Here is a 19432-nt window from a genome sequence, read left to right as displayed (position 1 = left end):
AATGATCCTGCCGCCCGGTGAACTCACCGGACGGTCCGTCACGGAGGGGGAATGCGGTAAATGAGCATCATCAGAAGGTTCACGGGACTGCTCGCGGGTGCGGCACTGGGAGCGGGGGCCCTGTTCGCGACGGCGGCGCCGGCGCAGGCGTACAGCCCCAACCCGACGTTCAACGCCTACTACTACGACACCGACAACTGCCCGTGCAGTGGCGGCAACCTCACCGACCCGTTCGACAACACGTACTTCGCGCAGGACGCCGGCGGCTACGCCGTGAAGATGGAGCTGGTCAACTCCGGCGCCTTCGTGGGCAAGGTGGAGTTCCACCCGAACGACGAGAAGCTGTGGGTGTACGACACCGCGAACGACGGTGACACGTTCTACGTCAAGGTCAGCTACACGTCCGGCGGTGTGAGCCACGACCTGGGCACCTTCAGCGCGCCCGGGACCACGGCGGTGCTGGACTACGAGGTCGAGGACTTCGACCTGCCCGAGGGCGCCACCGTGGACATCTCCGTCTACGACGACGCGGCGCTCACCGACCTGATCGGTGCCGCGCGCGGTACCGGATCGGCCATCGCCTAGGCCAGCGGTCCCGGCGATCTCGGGGGCCTTGGCGACGCCTGCCCGACGGCGGCGTCGCCGCCCCCTCACCGAGTTCGGCGACGCCCACGACAGCGACGTCGCCGAACCGGTTGCCGAAGGATTGGCCACGCGAGTTCGATCCCGGTCGCTGTCCGTACGACAACTCCGTACGACAACTCCGTACGACGACCCGTCGACAACTCGTCGACACAGAACCGAAGTCGGCCTGCCTCGAAGAGGCCGAGCGGCGGCGCCCGGTCGGCAGCGGCTTTTCGGCCGACCCGGTCCAACACGGTTGACCCATACACCCGTTGACCCGGTAGGGTCGTACGCGACGACGAGACAACGTTGTCGGCAACCGTGATCCCCGTCCCGTGGCACCGTCCGGGCGGGGACACCCCGGACCGCCCCTCCCCCCTTGGGGCCGGACCGGCTCGCGGACCCGGTGGGCGCGCGGCTCGCTGCCCACCGGGTCCGCCCCGAGCGGCTGTCGCTCAACCGACCCTGCAGGGAAGGCCGGTGACACTGTCACCGCCCGCCCCGGAGACGACGTATCCGAACGTCGTACTCTGGCCCGGACTCAACGAGCCGTTCCAGTCGGCGTTGTGGACCATCACCGCCTGCCCGTTGTACGTGGCGTTGCCGCTCCACAGACTGGCCACCGACTGACCGCCGGGCAGCGTCCAGTCGACCATCCAGCCGAGCATCGGGACGTCGCCGGAGTTGGTGACGGTCACCTCGGACTGGTAGCCGCCGGACCAGCTGTTGGTGGTCCGGCGCGTGGCGGTGCAGGTGCCGGGGACGGGCTCGGACGGGTTGCCCGGTTCGTGGATGCCGGTCACCTCACCGTTTCCGCCGTCGAAGACGACGTCGGAGCAGGAGTAGAAGGTCTCGGCACTGTCCGAACGCTGCCAGACCATGTAGATGATGTGCCGTCCCGTCTTGTTCGCCGGGAGCCGGCCGGTCCAGGAGTAGTTGGCCTCGACCGTGCCCGGACTGCCGTTGAGCGGCGGGTGGTCGACCGAGAGGAAGGGCTGGTCCTCGATGGCGTCCCAGGTGAGGGTCCGGGTCGGGTCGAAGCCGTCCTTGGTGACGTAGACGTAGAACCAGCCCGGGTGCGCCGCCCAGGCGTTGTAGGAGAAGTCTACGGTCGCGCCCGAGGTGAGGTGGGTGAGCGGCCAGTCGCTGCGGGCCGCGTTGAAGCCGGTGAAGTTGGTGTTGCCGCCGCTGCACAGCTGGCCGTCCGGTACGAAGCCGCGGGTGCGCCCCGCGCCGTCGGAACGCAGCACCGAGAACCAGTTGTAGAACGGCGTGGTGCCGCTCACCTGCTGCGCGTTCCGGCAGGCGGGGTTGACGGGCTTGATCTCACCGGTGTCGGTCAGCCCGTCCTGCCAGCACAGGAACGTGCGGCTGCCGGGCTTCATGGGGGTGCCGTGGGCCTCGGCCCTGCCGCCGGTCGAGACGATCAGGCCGAGGGCGGGAACCGTGGCCAGCAGGGCGAGGAGGACGAGGAGGAGGGCTCGGGTACGTGATCTCGAGCGTAACCCCGAGGTCGAACATGACGTGATCATGACAGATCGCATGGCAGAGGAGTCCGCCTTCCGTGTACGGACCGGGCGTGCAGGGGGTGCACTGCGGATGCGGGTGTGGGGGCGTGAAGCGGGAGCCTCCCGGTCCCGTGCCCGACGGGTTCCGGTCCGCCGGGCGCGAGCGGATATGGGAGCGCTCCCACTTCACCTGTGGCGGAAGGTAGCGCGGTGCGGCCCACTTGTAAACCGGCGCGTGCACCGCTGACGTGAAACGCCGGGTCGTCGCCGGCGGTGCGGCGACGCCCCGTGGGCGACGCCGGGTCGTCGACGGCCGTGCGGCGGTGTCCCGTGGGCTCAGCCCACCGACATCCGCGGGCTCCAGGTCAGGGTGTCCGCGGAGGTCTCTCCGGCGAGGGGCAGCTCCACCGTGAACTCCGTGCGGCCCGGTTCGCTGTGGACGGCGATGTGACCGCCGTGGGCCGCCGTGATCGCCGCGACGATGGCGAGGCCGAGGCCGGCGCCACTGCCCGCGGTGCCGCGGGCCCGGGAGGCGTCGGCGCGGGTGAAGCGTTCGAAGACCGTCGGGAGCAGGTCGGACGGGATGCCGGGGCCGTCGTCCCGGACCCGCACCGCGCACCTCCCCCCTCGCGCCTCCACCACCGCCACGACACTCGTGCCGGCAGGCGTGTGCACCCGTGCGTTGGCCAACAGGTTGGCCACCACCTGGTGGAGGCGAGCCTCGTCGCCGAGGACCAGGGGCACCTCGTCGAGACACAGTTCCAGCTGCCAGTCGTGGTCGCCGCCGGCCGCCCGGGCGTCCCACACCGCCTCGGCGACGAGCGCCGCCAGGTCCACCTCGGCGGACTGCAGCGGCCTGCCCTCGTCCAGACGGGCGAGCAGCAGCAGGTCCTCCACCAGGCCCGTCATCCGCGCCGACTCGGCCGTGACGCGGCGCCAGGCCAGTCCGGGTTCGATGCGGTCCGTTCCCCGGTTCATCAGCTCCGCGTATCCGGCGATGGAGGCGAGGGGCGTGCGCAGCTCGTGGCTGGCGTCGGCCAGGAAGCGGCGCATGCGTTCCTCGCTCCGGCGCACCCGCTCCTCGCTGCGCTGGCGTGCGGCGAGCGAGGACTCGACGTGGTCGATCATGCGGTTCAGGGCGGCACCCACCTGGCCTGCCTCGCTGCCGGGGTCGGTGTCCCGCTCGGGGACCCGGGTGAGAGCGGCCACCTCGCCGCGGCAGAGCGGGGCGTGCGAGACCTCGACGGCGGTGGCGGCGACCCTGCCGAGGGGGCGCAACTGGCGTCGGATGACCACCGCGCAGACGCAGCCGGCCACCGTCAGACCCGCCGCGGCGACGGCCGCCTCCACGACCACCAGGCCGCTGATCATGTCCTGGACGTCGTCCATCGGGAGCCCGGTGAGGACGCGGACGCCGCCGTTGTCGAGTGCGGTGAAACGGTAGGTGCCGAGGCCGGGGACCGTCCTGGTGTGCAGAGCGCCGTCGGTTTCGATGCCCTTGAGGACCGCGATCTGGTTTTCCGTCAGGGACCGCGGCGGGGTGTCCTGGCCGACCGTGGCCGCCGCGAGGACGGTCCCGTCGGCGCCGAGGCGGGCGGCGAGCATCCCCGCGGGATGGCCGCTCTCGTTGAGGAACGTCAGGTCCTGCGACAGTTCCGGGTGGAGCGAGGCGCCGCCCAGGCCGCGTTCGGCGGCGTTGGTGACCCGGTCGTCCAGGTTGCCCAGCAGGTAGGCGCGCTGGGCGAAGACGGTGGTGAGTGCCATCACGGCGCACACGGCGACGAGTACGACGCCGATGAAGATCAGGAGGCGGGTGCGCAGGGAGCCGCCCCCGGTACGCGTGCTCATCTCGCGTCCTCCACCGGCCGGATGGCGTAACCGAGCCCGCGGACGGTGTGGATCATGGGCGGGCGGCCGCGGTCGAGCTTGCGGCGCAGGCTGGAGATGTAGACCTCGACGAGGTTTCCGCCGCCGTCGAAGGAACCGGTCCAGACCTGGTCGAGGATCTGCGTCTTGCTCAGCACCTGCCGCGGATGCTCCATGAGCAGGCTGAGCAGCTCGAACTCCTTGGCCGTCAGGGCGATCCGCGCACCGTCGCGGTGCACCTCGCGGGACTCCCCGGTGAGCACCAGATCGCCCAGGACGCGTACGGAGCCGTCGGCGCGGGTCCGTTCGGCACCGGAGCGGCGCAGCAGCCCGCGCAGTCTCAGCACGACCTCCTCCAGGGAGAACGGCTTCGTGACGTAGTCGTCGGCCCCGTTCTCCAGCCCGTCGATGCGGTGCTCCAGGGCGTCACGGGCGGTGAGCATGAGGACGGGCAGCTCGGGGTTCTCGTAGCGCAGCCGGCGCAGCACCTGGATGCCGTCGAGGTCCGGCAGCATGCCGTCGAGGACGACGGCGTGCGGGGCGCAGCCGCGCGCGATCCTGAGCGCGCTGTGTCCGTCGGCGGCCGGATAGGGTCGCCAGCCCGCCTCGGTGACGGCCACGGACAGCACTTCGGTGAGCGCGGGCTCGTCGTCGACGATCAGAACGCGGACCGGTCCGCTTCGGGTACCGGAGATGCCAGCCATGTCCTGATCCTGTCCCGGTCGGCTGAGGGAACCCTGTGTTCCGACTGAGCCGGAGCCGTGTGAACCGGCGTGGCGCGGCGGCCGGGCAGGGCCGGCGGCCCGCAACGGGTGGCGGCCCGGAACGGGTGGCGGCCCGGAACGGCGGAGGGCCGGAACGGGTGGCGGCCCGGAACGGGTGGCGGCCCGGAACGGCGGAGGGCCGCACCCCCGATGACGGGGATGCGGCCCTCCTCTGCCGTGCCGTGCCGTTTGCGGAACCAGCCGGGTGATCAGTCGCGGGACCGATCGCCGAGCTGGTTGCCCGCTCGGTTACTTGCGGATCAGGCTGCGCAGCACGTACTGCATGATGCCGCCGTTGCGGTAGTAGTCGGCCTCACCGGGGGTGTCGATGCGGACGACCGCGTCGAACTCGACGCCCGTGTCGGTGGTGACCTTGACCGTGCGCGGGGTGGTGCCGTTGTTGAGCTCCTCGACGCCCGTGAAGGAGAAGGTCTCCTCGCCGGTCAGGCCGAGGGACTCGGCGTTGGCGCCCTCCGGGAACTGGAGCGGGAGGACACCCATGCCGATGAGGTTCGAGCGGTGGATACGCTCGTACGACTCGGCGATGACGGCCTTGACGCCGAGGAGCGCGGTGCCCTTGGCGGCCCAGTCGCGGGACGAGCCCGAGCCGTACTCCTTGCCGGCCAGGATGGCCAGCGGGACGCCCTGCTCGATGTAGTTGCGCGAGGCGTCGTAGATGAACGACACCGGGGCGTCCGCCTGGGTGAAGTCGCGGGTGTAGCCGCCCTCGGTGCCCGGCGCGATCTGGTTGCGCAGACGGATGTTGGCGAACGTGCCGCGGATCATGACCTCGTGGTTGCCTCGGCGCGAGCCGTAGGAGTTGAAGTCACGACGCTCCACACCGTGCTCGGTGAGGTACTTGCCGGCCGGGGTGTCGGCCTTGATGGCGCCGGCCGGGGAGATGTGGTCGGTGGTGACCGAGTCGCCCAGCTTGGCGAGGACGCGCGCGCCGGTGATGTCGGAGACCGGGGTGGTCTCCATCGTCATGCCCTCGAAGTACGGGGGCTTGCGGACGTAGGTCGACTCGGCGTCCCACTCGAAGGTGTTGCCGGTCGGGATCGGCAGCGCCTGCCACTGGGCGTCGCCCGCGAAGACGTCCTGGTAGGACTTGTTGAACATGTCCTCGCCGATGGCGTTCGCCACGACGTCGTTGACCTCGGCCTCGGAGGGCCAGATGTCCTTGAGGAAGACCGGGTTGCCGTCCTGGTCGATGCCCAGGGCGTCCTTGGTGATGTCCACCTTCATGGAGCCCGCCAGGGCGTACGCGACGACCAGCGGCGGGGAGGCCAGGTAGTTCATCTTGACGTCGGGGTTGATCCGGCCCTCGAAGTTCCGGTTGCCGGAGAGGACCGAGGTGACCGCGAGGTCGTGGTCGTTGACCGCCTTGGAGACCTCCTCCGGCAGCGGGCCGGAGTTGCCGATGCAGGTGGTGCAGCCGTAGCCGACGAGGTTGAAGCCGACCTTGTCGAGGTACGGGGTGAGGCCCGCCTTGTCGAAGTAGTCGGTGACGACCTTCGAGCCCGGGGCGAGGGTGGTCTTGACCCACGGCTTGCGGGTCAGGCCCTTCTCCACGGCCTTCTTCGCGACGAGCGCGGCGGCGACCATGACGTACGGGTTGGAGGTGTTGGTGCAGGAGGTGATGGCCGCGACCGTCACCGCACCGTGGTCGATCTCGTACGTCGAGCCGTCGGGGGCGGTCACGGTGACCGGGTTCGACGGGGCGCCGTTCGGGTGGATGGCCGGGGCGTCGGAGGCCGGGAAGGACTCCTTGCCCGCCTCGTCGATCTCGTCGACGTAGTTGCGTACGTCCGTCTTGAACTGCTCGGCGGCGTTCGCGAGGACGATACGGTCCTGCGGGCGCTTCGGGCCGGCGATGGACGGGACGACGGTCGACAGGTCCAGCTCGAGCTTCTCGGAGAAGTCCGGCTCGGCCTTCGGGTCCAGCCAGAGGCCCTGCTGCTTGGCGTACGCCTCGACGAGCGCGACCTGCTGCTCGGAGCGGCCGGTGAGCTTGAGGTACTTCAGGGTCTCGTCGTCGATCGGGAAGATCGCGGCGGTGGAGCCGAACTCCGGCGACATGTTGCCGATGGTGGCGCGGTTCGCGAGGGAGGTGGCGGAGACGCCCTCGCCGTAGAACTCGACGAACTTGCCGACGACGCCGTGCTTGCGGAGCATCTCGGTGATCGTGAGCACGAGGTCCGTGGCGGTGGTGCCGGCCGGCAGCTCGCCGGTGAGCTTGAAGCCGACGACGCGCGGGATGAGCATCGAGACCGGCTGGCCGAGCATCGCGGCCTCGGCCTCGATGCCGCCGACGCCCCAGCCGAGGACGCCGAGGCCGTTGACCATGGTGGTGTGCGAGTCGGTGCCGACGAGGGTGTCGGGGTACGCCTGGCCGTTACGGACCATGACCGTACGCGCCAGGTGCTCGATGTTCACCTGGTGGACGATGCCGGTGCCCGGCGGGACGACCTTGAAGTCGTCGAACGCGGTCTGGCCCCAGCGCAGGAACTGGTAGCGCTCCTTGTTGCGGCCGTACTCCAGCTCGACGTTCTGGGCGAACGCGTCGTGGGTGCCGAACTTGTCGGCGATGACGGAGTGGTCGATGACCAGCTCGGCCGGGGAGAGCGGGTTGACCTTCGCCGGGTCACCGCCGAGCTCCTTGACGGCCTCACGCATGGTGGCGAGGTCGACGACACAGGGCACGCCGGTGAAGTCCTGCATGATCACGCGGGCCGGCGTGAACTGGATCTCCTGGCTGGGCTGGGCCTGCGAGTCCCAGCCGCCGAGGGCACGGATGTGGTCGGCGGTGATGTTCGCGCCGTCCTCGGTACGGAGCAGGTTCTCCAGCAGCACCTTCAGGCTGTACGGAAGGCGAGCCGAGCCTTCCACCTTGTCCAGCCGGAAGATCTCGTACGACTCGTCGCCCACCTGCAGCGTGCTGCGGGCGTCGAAGCTGTTCGCCGACACGACAGTCTCCTTCATTGATGTGCGCTTACTACCGCATCCTGTCGCCACGCGGGCTTGGCCGATCCTCTGAGGTCAGGCTAAGTTAGGTAACCCTTACCAGGGTGGGCGGCTGCGGGGCGCCTCGGCAGATATCTCGATGTCGAGATAACTCTAGTACATGGGGGCTGAATGGTCATGCCCGGGCTCGCTTGCTGTCCGCTGTCATCCCATCGAGGCGTTTGACAGCGAACCCAGTCGTACGAGGTGACGCCGGGGATGTTGGGCGGTTGGGCCGGCCGGGTGGAATCTTGCGCTCCGTGCCCATTCCGGGCGTGCTGCGCGCCTGGCCGCCGTGACCGGCCGTGAGCCCTCTACCCTGCGGGAAATCTTCGAGAACACCCGGTGCGTCGAGTGCGGAGCCTTGCTGCCACCCGCTCCTGCGCGCGTCGGCCCCGGGGCCACTTCAGTGGCGAACCGTTACTGGAGGCGGCTCAACGGGTGCCGGACGGCATGGGGTGGTTGGCCCTCCCAGCGGCGTACGGCGCGGCGCAGTGCGCGGACATCGCTGTAGCCGACGCGGGCGGCGATCGACTGCAGGGGCAGGTCGGTCGTGCGCAGCAGATCCATCGTGTGTTCCTGGCGTATCGCCTCGATCTCTTCGCGCCAGCTGCTGCCGTGCTCTCCCAGGCGGCGCTGGAGGGTACGCGGGCTCATCGCCAGGCGCTGCGCCACGTGTTCAAGCGATGCGCTGTCCTCGTGGAAGGCCGCGATCAGGGTTGCGCGGAATCTGTCGCGCCACTGCAGGACGGGTTTGGACGTGGCCAGGGTCAGATCGGCGTGGCGCATGAGGATCTTCTCCAGGCCCGGCTGCGCCTTGGGCAGGGGAGCGCGCACGTCGTCGTCGAGGAAGGTGATGGAGTTCGAGGGGGCGTCGAATTCGACGTTCCGGGTGCCGAAGAACTCGACCACTTGTCGGTGCTCGTGCGGCGGGCGGTGGGACAACGTGACGCGGAGCGGGACGATCGGACGCCGGGTGGCCGCCCTGGCTCGGGTGAGGAACATCGCCAGGGCGAAGAAGTCGATCGCCTCGACCACATCGGGGACCCAGGCGCCGGTGGTGTGGCGGATGGTGAAGTGCTTTCCGTCCTCGATCGTCTGGAGTTTGTCTCCGGCGGGGTCGCCGATGCATTCCAGGTAGGCGATGGCCCGCTTGAGGGTTTCGATGAGGTTCTCACCCGTGGTGACCAGATAGTCCCACAGGCCGAAGGTGCCGATCGGGGCATGGTTGGTGATCAGCGCGCCGATGGCCGATCCCGGCTCTGTCAGCGTGAGTTGCTCCCACAGGACGAGCGCCGTGGGGGTCGACACCCGAGACAGGTCGTCGCGCAACACCTCGGGGTCGAGGTCGGGCAGGCGGGCGAACCTGCCCAGGCTCGTTCCCGAACGGCGTACCGAGTCGAGGATGAACCGCGCCAGGTGGACGGAGATCGTGCCTTCGTTCACATGGGACTGCATAAGGCCAGTGACAGTACCAGCATGCGCATGAGAATTGGCGTGAGCTGCCCCCTATCTGACGTGAACGGTCCCCCCTTGACGTGAACGGTCCGCCCGTGGCGTGAACGGTTCCGCGGTGGCGCGAAAGGTCCCCTTCATGACGTCCGGGTGCCCTTATCCGCTTCGGCACGCGAGCCCTAGGTTCAGTGGTGGGGCACCGAGCCGAGGCGGCATGCAAAGCGTCGGGGACGGACGACCCCGCATGACCGGAAGCGCATGCAGCGATGCACACACTTCCTCGCGGCGCATCAGCGATGACACCCCCATGAATGGAAGCGCCATGTCCTTGAAGACCGTCAACACCGTTCTCTCGCCGTTCTCGGCGCCCTGTTCATCATGTACGTCGGCGTGAGTTACGTGTTCACCCCTGAAGCGACGGCCCCGAACTTCGGGCTGCCGAGCTGGCCACAAGGCGACGGCGGCGGTTTCCTCACGCTCAAGGGCGTGCGCGACCTCGTCTCCGGCCCGGTCCTCCTGGTGCTGCTCACAACCGGCCACCGCCGCGCCCTCGGCTGGGTTCTCCTCGCTGCGGCCTGCACTCCGATCGGGGACATGATCACCGTCCTGGCGCACCACGGTCGGCAGCCGCCGCCTTCGGTATCCACGGAGCCACCGCGGTGGTAGTGCTCGCGACCGGGCTTCTGGTCCTCAGAGAAACCCTCCCCTCCCGATGAAGAAGACCTTGTCCACTCTCTTCATCCACTGCAAGCGAATCCCGGTACCGCGGCCGCGCCGACCCGCCCGGGGCGTCCGGCGTGGGCACGCCGCAGGACCCCCAACCAGCGCCCGGCCTCGTCCACGCCTTCGCCGCCGCTCCGGCGCGACGCCGACGTCCTGTCATCGCACCCGGAGTCCAGCGCTGCGAGTCCTTCCGCCGCCTGGCACGTACCGCCTACGGCAAGGTGCCGCCGGAAGGCCTGCCGGCGGTCCAGGAGTTCCACGCCATCTACTTCCTGACCAACCCCACCCGCAGCAATACCAGACCCTGAGGCTCCGCCCAGGCTCTCTCCTGCTATCGGCTGAAAGAGCACAGGAATGCGAAAGTCTTATCACGCGGCACACATATATATGATCTTGGGAGTGGTGTCCGGTCTGTACTACCGGGAGTTCACCAAGCTCAACGACTTCGACGGTCGAACCCAGCTCGCGCTCATGCACACGCACTTGCTCGCGCTGGGCATGCTGGCCTTCCTCGTCGTTCTGGCTCTCGACAAGCTGTTCCAGCTGTCCGGGACCAGGTTGTTCACCACGTTCTTCTGGTTCTACAACGCGGGCGTCATCATCTCCGTCGCCATGATGTTCGTCCACGGCACCCAGACGGTTCTCGGTCGTCCTGTGCCCGTGGAAGTCTCGTTGACCGCAGGCCTCGGCCACACGCTTCTCACCGTTGGCCTCATCCTGCTGTTCGTCCTTCTCGGCAGGCGTCTCAAAGAAAAAGTACTCGCCCAGCCCGGGGCGACCGCGGAGCCCGCCCACGATGCCCGGGTCCCCGGATGACAGCACGCCCTGTCCGCAAGCCCGTGGCATCCCGCCGAGCACGCCCGAGAGACACAACTCCCCTGAATTGCGAATCGGAAAGGAGCCTACGATGAAAGCGCTGCAGACCGCGACGCTGCTCGCAGCGACCCTCACCACCGGGCTGATGGCCGGGCTGTTCGCCGCCTTCACCTACTCGGTCATGCCGGGCCTGGGACGGTCGTCCGACCACGCGATGATCGAGACGATGCAGAACATCAACAAGGCGATAGTCAACCCCTTCTTCATGCTCCTGTTCATGGGGTCGCTTCCGCTCCTCGCCCTCGCCGCGTTCCTGGCCTGGAGAGGACACGGCAGACCCGCGCTGCCGTGGATCTTCGCGGCGCTCGCGCTCTACCTGATCGCGTTCTTCGTGACAAGCGGGGTCAACGTCCCCCTCAACGACAAACTCGCCAGGGCAGGCGATCCGCGGCACATCAAGGACCTCGCCGCCGTCCGCAGCGAATTCGAGAACGCGTGGGTCACTTGGAACGCCGTCCGCGCCCTGTTGCACACCGCGGCGTTCGGGTGCCTGGTCTGGGCTCTGGTGGTGTACGGAGCCCATCGACTCCCCGAGACCGGCAAGGCGGGCCCGGCGGCCTACGACACCTCGGGTCCCGCCCCCGCCGGCCCGTACCAGCGGCCGTCGGCTCAACGGCCGGCGGCGCCCTCCGGTGCTCCGCTGCCGTGGGTTCCTCCCACCGGTCGGCGCACGACTGACTGAACGCCCTTCGAACGGAAGGAATCAATGCGAGAAGACAACGTGATCTCTGGTCCTCGGCGGCACCGGTAAGTCCGGACGGCGGATCGTGGACCGCCTCCGCCTCCGACCCGGGCATGTGAGCAGATCGCGGCGGCCTCCGACGCGGAGTGCACGGCGGCAACGCCAGGGCGAAGAGCGGGGGCGTGCTGGGAAGGAACCTTCCCGGTGCGCCCCGTTCCGTTTCCGGGGAGGCTGTCCCCTGGACGCATGCCGGTCGACGCACGGCTCGGCGTTCAGCGGCTGATGTCGAGAGAGACCCGGGTGGTGATGTCCTGGGCGGCCTGGTTGAAGGCCTGGATCCGGGGTGCGGTGTTGGTGACGAGCCAGGTGGGCACCCATTCAAGGGGTGGTGCATCGCTGAACGGAACATAGACGACGCCGGGGCGCGCGTAGAAGCGCGACACCTGCGCACCCATCACGAAAGCGCCTTCGCCGGCGTCGATCAGAGCCAGGGCCTCCTGGAGTGTTTCGAACTGTGGACCCGGTGCGACGGAGCGGCCCTCGGGCGTGAGGGCGGGTGTGCGATCCGCACGCCAGTAGTCGGGGAACGCCTCGGCCACCTGCAGCATCCTGACCGCAGTGAGGTCTTCCAGCGAAACGCTGTCACGGCGAGCGAGCGGGTGCCGGGAGGACACTCCCAGCACCCGGGTTTCGGAGAACAGGACCGGTCCGGTGACCATGTCGGGTTCGTTGTGCGGAAGGCTCACGACCAGAAGGTCGACATCACCCGCGCGCAACCGCCGGAGGCCGTCGACGATCTGCAGTTCCCTGGGCTGGGCCCGCCAACCGGGGTGGCGCCGGCCGAACAGCTGGGCGGCCTGGACAATGAGCTGTCCCGCGGCGGCGCCGAGGAAACCGACCTGGAGCACGTTGCGGACGCCGCGCGCGGCGTTGGTCGCCTTCTCGAGCGAGGCCTCGATCTGCTCGTAGGCCGGACGCAGATCGTCGCGCAACCGCTGACCAGCCTCGGTGAGGCCGACATGGCGGCTGTTGCGTTCGAACAGCGGCGTCCCGATCTGACGTTCCAGCTTCTTGATGGTCTGGCTGATCCGGGCGGTGGTCACATGCAGACGTTCCGCCGTGCGGCCGAAGTGCAACTCCTCGGCCAGCATAAGGAACGCCTCAAGTTCAAGCCGCTCCAGCACTTGGCCCCCCGGGCGTTAAACCCACCTTAATGACCGTTGCACTATGACACCTTGATGACGCATCCGGCGCAAAGGAGTCTGAACAGGCCAGCACCAGCTGCCGATTCCGACTCCCACCCGAGGACCTTCCATGGGCAAGACCGTTTCACTCGACTACCTGTCGCTGGACGGAGTGACGGAGATCCGACCTGTGCCGAGTTGTTGTACGGCCGCGTCCTGGCCAACCTCCTGACCGTCGGCAGCGCAAGCGTCTGTTCCCCGAAGGCGTCGAGTCAACCTCGTGGTGGCTCGTCAGGACCGCCGCCTTCAGTTCCGGCACGAGGATCCTGCACTCCCAGCCCACCGGCCGCAGCTGAGTCCCTCTCGCCTCCTCGGGTGACGGCGAAGGAGGTCTCGCCGTCCCGGCCCGCCGGTCCGAGCGCGAACCCCCATGAACTTGTTCATCCCCTACACGGCCGGACCTTGACGGACGGCGTGCCAGAGACAAAGGAACGTCACTATGCGTGCCATCGGCCAGGACTCGTTCGGCGGACCGGAGGTTCTGAAGATCATTGAGGCGCCGCGCCCAGTGCCCGGCCCCGCTGAGGTGCTCGTCCAGGTGCGTGCCGCCGGGGTGAACCCGACCGACTGGTGGCACCGGGCCACCGGCGGGTTGGCGGGTGATGCTCCGATCCGGCTGGGCTGGGACGTGTCCGGCGTGGTCGATGCCGTCGGACCGGGGGTGACCCTGTTCCAGCCCGGCGACGAAGTGTTCGGGATGCCGCGCCAGCCGGCTCCTGCGGGAACCTACGCCGAGTACGTGGTCTCTCCGGCGCGGCACCTGACTGCCAAGCCGGCCGGGCTCTCCCATGTGGAGGCCGCCGCACTCCCCTTGGCCGCGCTCACCGCGTGGCAGGCCCTGGTCGACACGGCCGACGTCCGTCCCGGCCAGCGCGTGCTGATCCATGCCGCGGCGGGCGGCGTCGGACACCTGGCCGTGCAGATCGCCAAGGCGCGCGGCGCCTATGTCATCGGCACCGCCCGCACCGCCAACCACGACTTCGTGAGAGGTCTGGGCGCCGACGAGGTCATCGACTACACCCGTACCGAATTCACCAACGCCGCCCGCGCCATCGACGTCGTGATCGACACCATCGGTGGCGACTACGGGCCGCGCTCCCTCCGGACCCTGCGTCCGGGCGGCATCGTCGTCTCGCTCGCCTCCCCTGCCGAGGCGGACCTGGCGGCCGAGGCCGGAGCTCTCGGACTCCGCTCCACCTTCATGATCACCGAAGCCGACCAGGCGGGGATGCGGGAGATCGCCTCCCTCGCCGCATCCGGCCGGCTGCGCGTCCGCATCGACACCGTCCTGCCGCTGGAGCAGGCGGCCGAGGCCCACGAGATCGGCGAGGCCGGCCATACCGCAGGAAAGATCGTTCTCACCGTCTCCACCTGACGTCCCCCTTCTCACGAGAGCAGGCCCATGCGTTTGTTCCTTTCCTCCTGGAAACTCGGGGACGCCCCCGAACTGCTGGACGACCTCGTCGGAGACGCCCGGGCCGCGGCCGTCGTCGGCAACGCGCTGGACGCCCTCCCCGACCCGAAAAGACGGCAGGCCACCGGGCGAGAGGTCGCGATGCTGCGCGACCGCGGCTACCGGGTGACCGAGGTGGACCTGCGGGACCACTTCGGTGATTCGGAGGCGCTCGCAAAGCGCCTGTCCGACTTCGGGATCGTCTGGGTCCATGGCGGCAACCCGTTCGTCCTGCGGCTGGCAATGGCCCTCAGTGGCGCCGACGAGATCCTGACCGGCCTGTTGCGGCGCGACGCCGTCGTCTACGCCGGCTGGAGCGCGGGCGCCTGCGTCCTGTCGCCCGGTCTCCAGGGCCTCGAACTCGTCGACGACCCCGCGGACACCGTCACCGCCTACGGCCGCACTGCGCTCTGGGAAGGGCTCGGCCTCCTGGACTACGCCTTCGTCCCCCACTACCGCTCGCCGATCCCCGAGAGCGAGCCCATCGAGCGCGTCGTGAAGCGTTATGAGCGCGAAGGAGTGCCCTACCGCGCCCTCCGCGACGGCGAGGTCGTCGTCGTCGACCGACCGTCGACCGCTGCGAGCCGATAACCCCACCCGAAGGAGAACGCCATGAAGTCCGTACGACTTCCGGTCGACAAGCTGGCCCCGCACATCAACCGCGCACTCAACTCGCTCGATGCGGCCTCCCGGAAGGTCAGCCTGGAGCCCACGCTGCTGGAACTGGTGCGGGCACGCGCCTCCCAGCTCAACGGCTGTGCCTACTGCGTCGATCTGCACACCCGGGACGCACGTACGGCAGGGGAGACCGAGCAGCGGCTCTACGCACTGCCCGTGTGGCGCGAGACCCCGTTCTTCTCCGACCGCGAACGGGCCGCCCTGGAGCTGACCGAGGCGGCGACCCGTCTCACCGACGGCCCCGTCACCGACGAGGTCTTCGGCCGGGCAGCCGCCGAGTTCACCGAGGTCGAACTCGCCGAGCTGATCTGGACCATTACCGTGATCAACGCCTGGAACCGGCTCGGTGCCGTCGCTCGCCCCTGGCCGCTCGACTGACCGGGGTCACGACCGGGGAGAGGAGGAGGCAGCACGCGCTGTGGAGGCCCGCTGGGACGCGTCGGCTCGCAGGCCGTCGCGCCCCAAGGCCCCCGACGGCCAAGCCCATGACGAACCTCTTCCACGCAACATCTGGTCGACCGTGCACATCGACGACATGGCAGACCTCTACCTGCGCGCCCTTACCGACGCCCCGGCCGGGTCCATCTACTTTGTCTGTCGAGAACGGTGAGGCGTCGTTCGGCGACATCTGCGCATCGCTCGCCTCGGCGCTCGGCGCTCGGCCTCGGCCCCGCCGAACCCTGGGACGCGGACACCGCCGTCTCCCTCTGGGGGCACGAACTCGGCTTGTACGTCCTTGCCTCCAACAGCCGGGTACGGGGCGGGGGCGCGGAACTGGGCTGGCGTCCGGCCCACCCCTCTGTCCTCGACTGGATCGAACAAGACCCTGACTAGGACGTGTGTCGCAAGTGCTCTGACGGGCGCGGTGCGCCGAAGGCTCCCCGGGAGCATCTCCGAGTCTTCGCAGGCGCGTTGGGATGTCCGCAGCGCGCCCGTTCCAGTCATGGGTTCGCCGACCCGGGGTAGACGTCGGCCAACGGACACTTCGCGACGAAGGAGGCTCGATGCCCCTCACCTTCCGCAAGAGCTTCCGCATCCTCCCCGGGGTGCGGCTGAACATCAACCGGCATTCCTGGTCGATCACGACCGGCGGCGGCCGACACGGGCCGCGCCAGACGCACAGCAGCACCGGACGTCGCACGACATCGGTTGATTTGCCCGGACCTTTCGGGTGGCGCCGTACCCGTAAGGAAGGGCACCATTGACGGGACGTCACCCGAACGGCCCCCTCAAGAGGTGCCATCTCATATCTGAGATAACCTCAACCCCATGGCAGACGACTACCTCGTACGCATCGGCAAGCTCATCCGTGACGCCCGGCAGCATCGAGGCTGGACACAGGCGCAGCTGGCCGAGGCGCTCGGAACCAGCCAGAGCGCCGTCAACCGCATCGAGCGGGGCAACCAGAACATCAGCCTTGAGATGATCGCTCGAATCGGTGAAGCCCTGGACAGCGAAATCGTCTCTCTGGGCTATGCGGGGCCGATGCACCTGCGGGTCGTGGGCGGTCGGCGGCTCTCCGGCGCGATCGACGTGAAGACCAGCAAGAACGCGTGCGTGGCACTGCTGTGCGCCTCACTGCTTAACCAGGGGCGCACGGTGCTGCGCCGGGTCGCCCGGATCGAGGAGGTCTACCGCCTCCTCGAGGTGCTGAACTCCATCGGCGTACGGACCCGTTGGATCAACGAGGGTGTCGACCTGGAGATCGTGCCGCCGGCCCGGCTGGACATGGCGGCGATCGACGCCGAGGCCGCCGTGCGCACCCGGTCCATCATCATGTTCCTCGGTCCGCTGCTGCACCGTATGAACCACTTCAAGCTGCCGTACGCCGGCGGCTGCGACCTCGGCACGCGGACCATCGAGCCGCACATGATCGCGCTGCGCCGGTTCGGGCTGGAGGTGGCGGCGACGGAGGGTCAGTACCACGCCGTCGTCAACCCCGCCGTCCGCCCGGACCGGCCGATCGTGCTGACCGAACGCGGGGACACGGTCACCGAGAACGCTCTGCTGGCGGCTGCCCGGCACGACGGCGTGACCGTCATCCGCAACGCCTCCTCCAACTACATGGTCCAGGACCTGTGTTTCTTCCTTGAGGCGCTGGGGGTGCGGGTCGAGGGCATCGGCAGCACCACGCTCACCGTGCACGGCGTGCCGGACATCGACGTCGACGTGGACTACTCGCCCTCCGAGGACCCGGTCGAGGCGATGAGCCTGCTGGCCGCCGCCGTCGTCACGGAGTCGGAACTGACGGTGCGCCGGGTGCCCATCGAGTTCCTCGAGATCGAGCTGGCGGTCCTGGAGGAGATGGGCCTCGACCACGACCGTACGCCGGAGTACCCGGCCGACAACGGCCGCACCCGTCTGGTGGACCTCACGGTCCGGCCCTCCAAGCTGGAGGCGCCGATCGACAAGATCCACCCGATGCCGTTCCCCGGTCTGAACATCGACAACGTCCCGTTCTTCGCGGCCATCGCTGCCGTCGCCCAGGGCAAGACCCTCATCCACGACTGGGTCTACGACAACCGCGCGATCTACCTGACGGACCTGAACCGGCTCGGCGGTCGGCTGCAACTCCTCGACCCGCACCGGGTGCTGGTCGAGGGCCCGACGCGCTGGCGGGCCGCCGAGATGATGTGCCCGCCGGCCCTGCGTCCCGCGGTGGTCGTCCTGCTCGCGATGATGGCGGCGGAGGGCACGTCGGTGCTGCGCAACGTGTACGTCATCAACCGCGGTTACGAGGACCTCGCCGAACGGCTGAACTCCGTCGGGGCGCAGATCGAGATCTTCCGGGACATCTGAGCAGACGTCACCACCGACCCCTCATGGCCCGCGCTGATGTGGGCTGGGAGGGGTCGGTTTCCTGGGGCTTGAGGCAAACCTGGTTCCGTGTCGTCCAACTCAGCCGGACGGCCCGAGAAGACCGTGCTCCATAACCTCCGGTACGAGGGGCCAGCCGCCCCGCTCCAGGACACCGCCAACTCCTCCCTCGCTCGTGTGCACGCCACGAACAGCAGGCCGTACTGGCAGACCGACGACGCCCAGGCCTACGGGCGTGGGTTCGCGAACGATCTGAACGAGGCAGGGAACGCACTGCGCTGATGACCAGCCCCTCCCATGCGGACGACGACCGCGGCTGCCTCCGTCTGGTCCTCGCCGTACCCCTCACCCTGCTCACCCTCATCGCCGCGTACTTCTGCTGGACGGCATTGACCATCACTCCGTCCGGCACCTGGGACGACGCGTACGCCGGAATCGTCCTGTCGTGCGTCCTCACCATCGCGGCCGCCGGAGCCGCGGCGGCGCTCTGGCTGGTGCCTTCGGTGCGGAGATCCATGCCGTGGCGGTGGATTACTTCCGGCTCTGCTGTCGGGCGTGGTCGCGGGAGCGCGCTGGGCCGTGGGCGGTTAGGCCCACGGCCACCGTCGTGTCACATCCGTCCGCGCCTTGCGATCGGGACATCCTGGACGGTTGCCCGCTTGCCTGAGCGCCCCGGCTCGGCTCGCTGCGGAGCGACGATTCGCGTACTGGACCGGTTGCAGGACACCCCGGCGCAGGTCATGGGCCCCCTCGGCGAGACCTTGCTGCAGACACCGCCCGCCGCGGCCCTGCTCGGCGCACAGACCCACTACACCGGGGACGTCCGCAGCGCCCCCTACCGCTGGTTCACCGATCCGACCGCTCGCAGCCGTTACCTTCCCGACGACCACGACCTCAACAGCCGGGTGAACGTCTCGCTGCTGCGGATGGCCGCCGCCAGGGAAGGCGCCCGGTCGCGGGCCGCCCGCCACGTCCGGAGCCTGCTGCGGCGCAGCGCGGAGTTCACATCGCTGTGGAATCAGCAGGAGACCGGCCTGTACTGGAACAGCGCCAAACGGTTCGTTCACCCCCAGGTCGGTCGCCTCGACCTGTTCTGTCAGAACCTGCTGGATCCCGACCAGTCCCGGTCCCCGCTCATCTTCACCGCGGCCCCCGGCACCGAGAACCACGGCGCACCGGCCCTGCTGAACGTCCTCGGCACGGACAGCGTGCCTTCGCCACCGGTTGAGACCGGGAGGCCCTGCCTCACCCCGACGGGCCGGGCCAAGCCCCCACCGCGTACCGAAGGGTCGGCGTTGATCGCCTATCTTGGCGCGTATGCAGTCCTACACGATCGGCCAGGCGGCGCGTCTGCTCGGGGTGAGCCCGGACACCGCGCGCAGGTGGGCGGACGCGGGCCGGGTGGCCACGCACCGGGACGAGGGCGGGCGACGCCTCGTCGACGGCAAGGATCTGGCCGCCTTCTCGGTGGAGCTGGCCAGGAGCGGTGGCGGCGAGGAGGGTGCCTCCTACACCTCGGTCCGCAATGCCTTCCCCGGCATCGTCACGGCCGTGAAACTCGGCGATGTCGCCGCCCAGGTGGAGATCCAGGCCGGGCCGCACCGGCTGGTGTCGCTGCTGACGCGGGAGGCCGTGGAGGAACTGGGGCTCGAGGTCGGAGTGGAAGCCACCGCCCGGGTGAAGTCGACCAGCGTGCACATCGACCGGACCTGAGAGCGGGGCACGGGTGGCGGCCGCCG

18 protein-coding genes and 1 pseudogene are annotated in these 19432 nt (G+C 69.0%); 13 read left to right on the top strand and 6 right to left on the bottom strand.

Going from position 1 to position 19432, the window contains the following annotated elements; genetic code table 11:
* Positions 1-60 precede the first annotated feature (60 nt).
* Positions 61-585, top strand: coding sequence for a hypothetical protein (locus ACFWBB_RS11060; protein WP_385269429.1), 525 nt, complete (start codon positions 61-63; stop codon positions 583-585).
* 494 nt (positions 586-1079) lie between these two features.
* Here ACFWBB_RS11060 and ACFWBB_RS11055 read toward each other — a convergent pair whose 3' ends face one another.
* The 5 genes from ACFWBB_RS11055 to ACFWBB_RS11035 all read right to left on the bottom strand — a co-directional run bounded on the left by ACFWBB_RS11055 (position 1080) and on the right by ACFWBB_RS11035 (position 9211).
* Positions 1080-2168 (bottom strand): lytic polysaccharide monooxygenase, encoded by a 1089-nt coding sequence (locus tag ACFWBB_RS11055; RefSeq protein WP_385269427.1) that lies wholly within the window; start codon positions 2166-2168, stop codon positions 1080-1082.
* A 300-nt stretch (positions 2169-2468) separates the two neighbouring features.
* Entirely contained in the window at positions 2469-3980 is a 1512-nt protein-coding gene (locus ACFWBB_RS11050) for an ATP-binding protein (RefSeq protein WP_385269425.1), read from the bottom strand.
* Complete coding sequence (locus ACFWBB_RS11045; RefSeq protein WP_385269423.1) at positions 3977-4702, bottom strand: response regulator transcription factor; 726 nt, start codon at positions 4700-4702, stop codon at positions 3977-3979. The genes ACFWBB_RS11050 and ACFWBB_RS11045 overlap by 4 nt, the downstream gene beginning before the upstream one ends.
* Before the next feature lie 309 nt (positions 4703-5011).
* Positions 5012-7729 carry an aconitate hydratase AcnA gene (gene acnA / locus ACFWBB_RS11040; RefSeq protein WP_385269421.1) on the bottom strand — a complete coding sequence of 906 codons (2718 nt, stop codon included), beginning with the start codon at positions 7727-7729 and terminating at the stop codon, positions 5012-5014.
* A gap of 456 nt (positions 7730-8185) precedes the next feature.
* Positions 8186-9211: an AraC family transcriptional regulator ligand-binding domain-containing protein gene (locus ACFWBB_RS11035; RefSeq protein WP_385269419.1), complete on the bottom strand. Its 1026-nt coding sequence runs from the start codon at positions 9209-9211 to the stop codon at positions 8186-8188.
* Between the two features lie 399 nt (positions 9212-9610).
* On the opposite strand from ACFWBB_RS11035, the gene ACFWBB_RS11030 reads away from it, so the two are divergent.
* The 4 genes from ACFWBB_RS11030 to ACFWBB_RS11015 all read left to right on the top strand — a co-directional run bounded on the left by ACFWBB_RS11030 (position 9611) and on the right by ACFWBB_RS11015 (position 11501).
* The gene (locus ACFWBB_RS11030; RefSeq protein WP_385269417.1) at positions 9611-9886 is read left to right on the top strand and encodes a DUF4267 domain-containing protein; all 276 of its coding nucleotides are present in this window, start codon (positions 9611-9613) and stop codon (positions 9884-9886) included.
* A 131-nt stretch (positions 9887-10017) separates the two neighbouring features.
* Positions 10018-10251, top strand: coding sequence for a hypothetical protein (locus tag ACFWBB_RS11025; RefSeq protein ID WP_385269415.1), 234 nt, complete (start codon positions 10018-10020; stop codon positions 10249-10251).
* 46 nt (positions 10252-10297) lie between these two features.
* The gene (locus ACFWBB_RS11020; RefSeq protein ID WP_385269413.1) at positions 10298-10759 is read left to right on the top strand and encodes a DUF2871 domain-containing protein; all 462 of its coding nucleotides are present in this window, start codon (positions 10298-10300) and stop codon (positions 10757-10759) included.
* A 91-nt stretch (positions 10760-10850) separates the two neighbouring features.
* Complete coding sequence (locus ACFWBB_RS11015) at positions 10851-11501, top strand: DUF1772 domain-containing protein (RefSeq protein WP_385269411.1); 651 nt, start codon at positions 10851-10853, stop codon at positions 11499-11501.
* A gap of 272 nt (positions 11502-11773) precedes the next feature.
* Here the strand turns inward: ACFWBB_RS11015 and ACFWBB_RS11010 are convergent, their stop codons facing one another.
* Entirely contained in the window at positions 11774-12685 is a 912-nt protein-coding gene (locus ACFWBB_RS11010; RefSeq protein WP_385269409.1) for a LysR family transcriptional regulator, read from the bottom strand.
* 499 nt (positions 12686-13184) lie between these two features.
* Here ACFWBB_RS11010 and ACFWBB_RS11005 point away from each other — a divergent pair, with 499 nt between their 5' ends.
* The 8 genes and pseudogenes from ACFWBB_RS11005 to ACFWBB_RS10970 all read left to right on the top strand — a co-directional run bounded on the left by ACFWBB_RS11005 (position 13185) and on the right by ACFWBB_RS10970 (position 19406).
* The gene (locus tag ACFWBB_RS11005; RefSeq protein ID WP_385269407.1) at positions 13185-14120 is read left to right on the top strand and encodes an NADP-dependent oxidoreductase; all 936 of its coding nucleotides are present in this window, start codon (positions 13185-13187) and stop codon (positions 14118-14120) included.
* A 27-nt stretch (positions 14121-14147) separates the two neighbouring features.
* On the top strand, positions 14148-14789 hold the full coding sequence (locus ACFWBB_RS11000) for a Type 1 glutamine amidotransferase-like domain-containing protein (protein ID WP_385269405.1): 642 nt from the start codon (positions 14148-14150) through the stop codon (positions 14787-14789).
* Between the two features lie 21 nt (positions 14790-14810).
* Positions 14811-15254, top strand: a complete 444-nt coding sequence (locus tag ACFWBB_RS10995) for a carboxymuconolactone decarboxylase family protein (protein ID WP_385269402.1) — start codon at positions 14811-14813, stop codon at positions 15252-15254.
* 626 nt (positions 15255-15880) lie between these two features.
* Positions 15881-16081, top strand: a complete 201-nt coding sequence (locus ACFWBB_RS10990; protein WP_385269400.1) for a DUF4236 domain-containing protein — start codon at positions 15881-15883, stop codon at positions 16079-16081.
* 64 nt (positions 16082-16145) lie between these two features.
* Positions 16146-17675 carry a helix-turn-helix domain-containing protein gene (locus ACFWBB_RS10985; protein ID WP_385269398.1) on the top strand — a complete coding sequence of 510 codons (1530 nt, stop codon included), beginning with the start codon at positions 16146-16148 and terminating at the stop codon, positions 17673-17675.
* An 87-nt stretch (positions 17676-17762) separates the two neighbouring features.
* Positions 17763-17975, top strand: a complete 213-nt coding sequence (locus ACFWBB_RS10980; RefSeq protein WP_385269396.1) for a hypothetical protein — start codon at positions 17763-17765, stop codon at positions 17973-17975.
* Positions 17975-18808, top strand: a pseudogene (locus tag ACFWBB_RS10975) (hypothetical protein); the annotation flags it as partial. The gene ACFWBB_RS10980 and the pseudogene ACFWBB_RS10975, both read left to right, overlap by 1 nt.
* A gap of 202 nt (positions 18809-19010) precedes the next feature.
* Positions 19011-19406 carry a molybdopterin-binding protein gene (locus ACFWBB_RS10970; protein ID WP_385269394.1) on the top strand — a complete coding sequence of 132 codons (396 nt, stop codon included), beginning with the start codon at positions 19011-19013 and terminating at the stop codon, positions 19404-19406.
* Positions 19407-19432: the final 26 nt, after the last annotated feature.

The organism is Streptomyces sp. NPDC060000 (assembly GCF_042737375.1).
Lineage (GTDB): Bacteria > Actinomycetota > Actinomycetes > Streptomycetales > Streptomycetaceae > Streptomyces.
The sequence above is the reverse complement of the archived record's forward strand: the minus strand, read 5'-3'. Positions and strand labels throughout refer to the sequence as shown.

Coding starts and splice junctions, on each gene's coding strand:
- ACFWBB_RS10985 (WP_385269398.1), top strand. CDS start 16,146: ATGGCAGACGACTACCTCGTACGCATCGGCAAGCTCATCCGTGACGCC.
- ACFWBB_RS11055 (WP_385269427.1), bottom strand. CDS start 2,168: ATGCGATCTGTCATGATCACGTCATGTTCGACCTCGGGGTTACGCTCG.
- ACFWBB_RS11045 (WP_385269423.1), bottom strand. CDS start 4,702: ATGGCTGGCATCTCCGGTACCCGAAGCGGACCGGTCCGCGTTCTGATC.
- ACFWBB_RS11020 (WP_385269413.1), top strand. CDS start 10,298: ATGCGAAAGTCTTATCACGCGGCACACATATATATGATCTTGGGAGTG.
- ACFWBB_RS11005 (WP_385269407.1), top strand. CDS start 13,185: ATGCGTGCCATCGGCCAGGACTCGTTCGGCGGACCGGAGGTTCTGAAG.
- ACFWBB_RS11015 (WP_385269411.1), top strand. CDS start 10,851: ATGAAAGCGCTGCAGACCGCGACGCTGCTCGCAGCGACCCTCACCACC.
- ACFWBB_RS10970 (WP_385269394.1), top strand. CDS start 19,011: ATGCAGTCCTACACGATCGGCCAGGCGGCGCGTCTGCTCGGGGTGAGC.
- ACFWBB_RS10995 (WP_385269402.1), top strand. CDS start 14,811: ATGAAGTCCGTACGACTTCCGGTCGACAAGCTGGCCCCGCACATCAAC.
- ACFWBB_RS11060 (WP_385269429.1), top strand. CDS start 61: ATGAGCATCATCAGAAGGTTCACGGGACTGCTCGCGGGTGCGGCACTG.
- ACFWBB_RS10990 (WP_385269400.1), top strand. CDS start 15,881: ATGCCCCTCACCTTCCGCAAGAGCTTCCGCATCCTCCCCGGGGTGCGG.
- ACFWBB_RS11000 (WP_385269405.1), top strand. CDS start 14,148: ATGCGTTTGTTCCTTTCCTCCTGGAAACTCGGGGACGCCCCCGAACTG.
- ACFWBB_RS11050 (WP_385269425.1), bottom strand. CDS start 3,980: ATGAGCACGCGTACCGGGGGCGGCTCCCTGCGCACCCGCCTCCTGATC.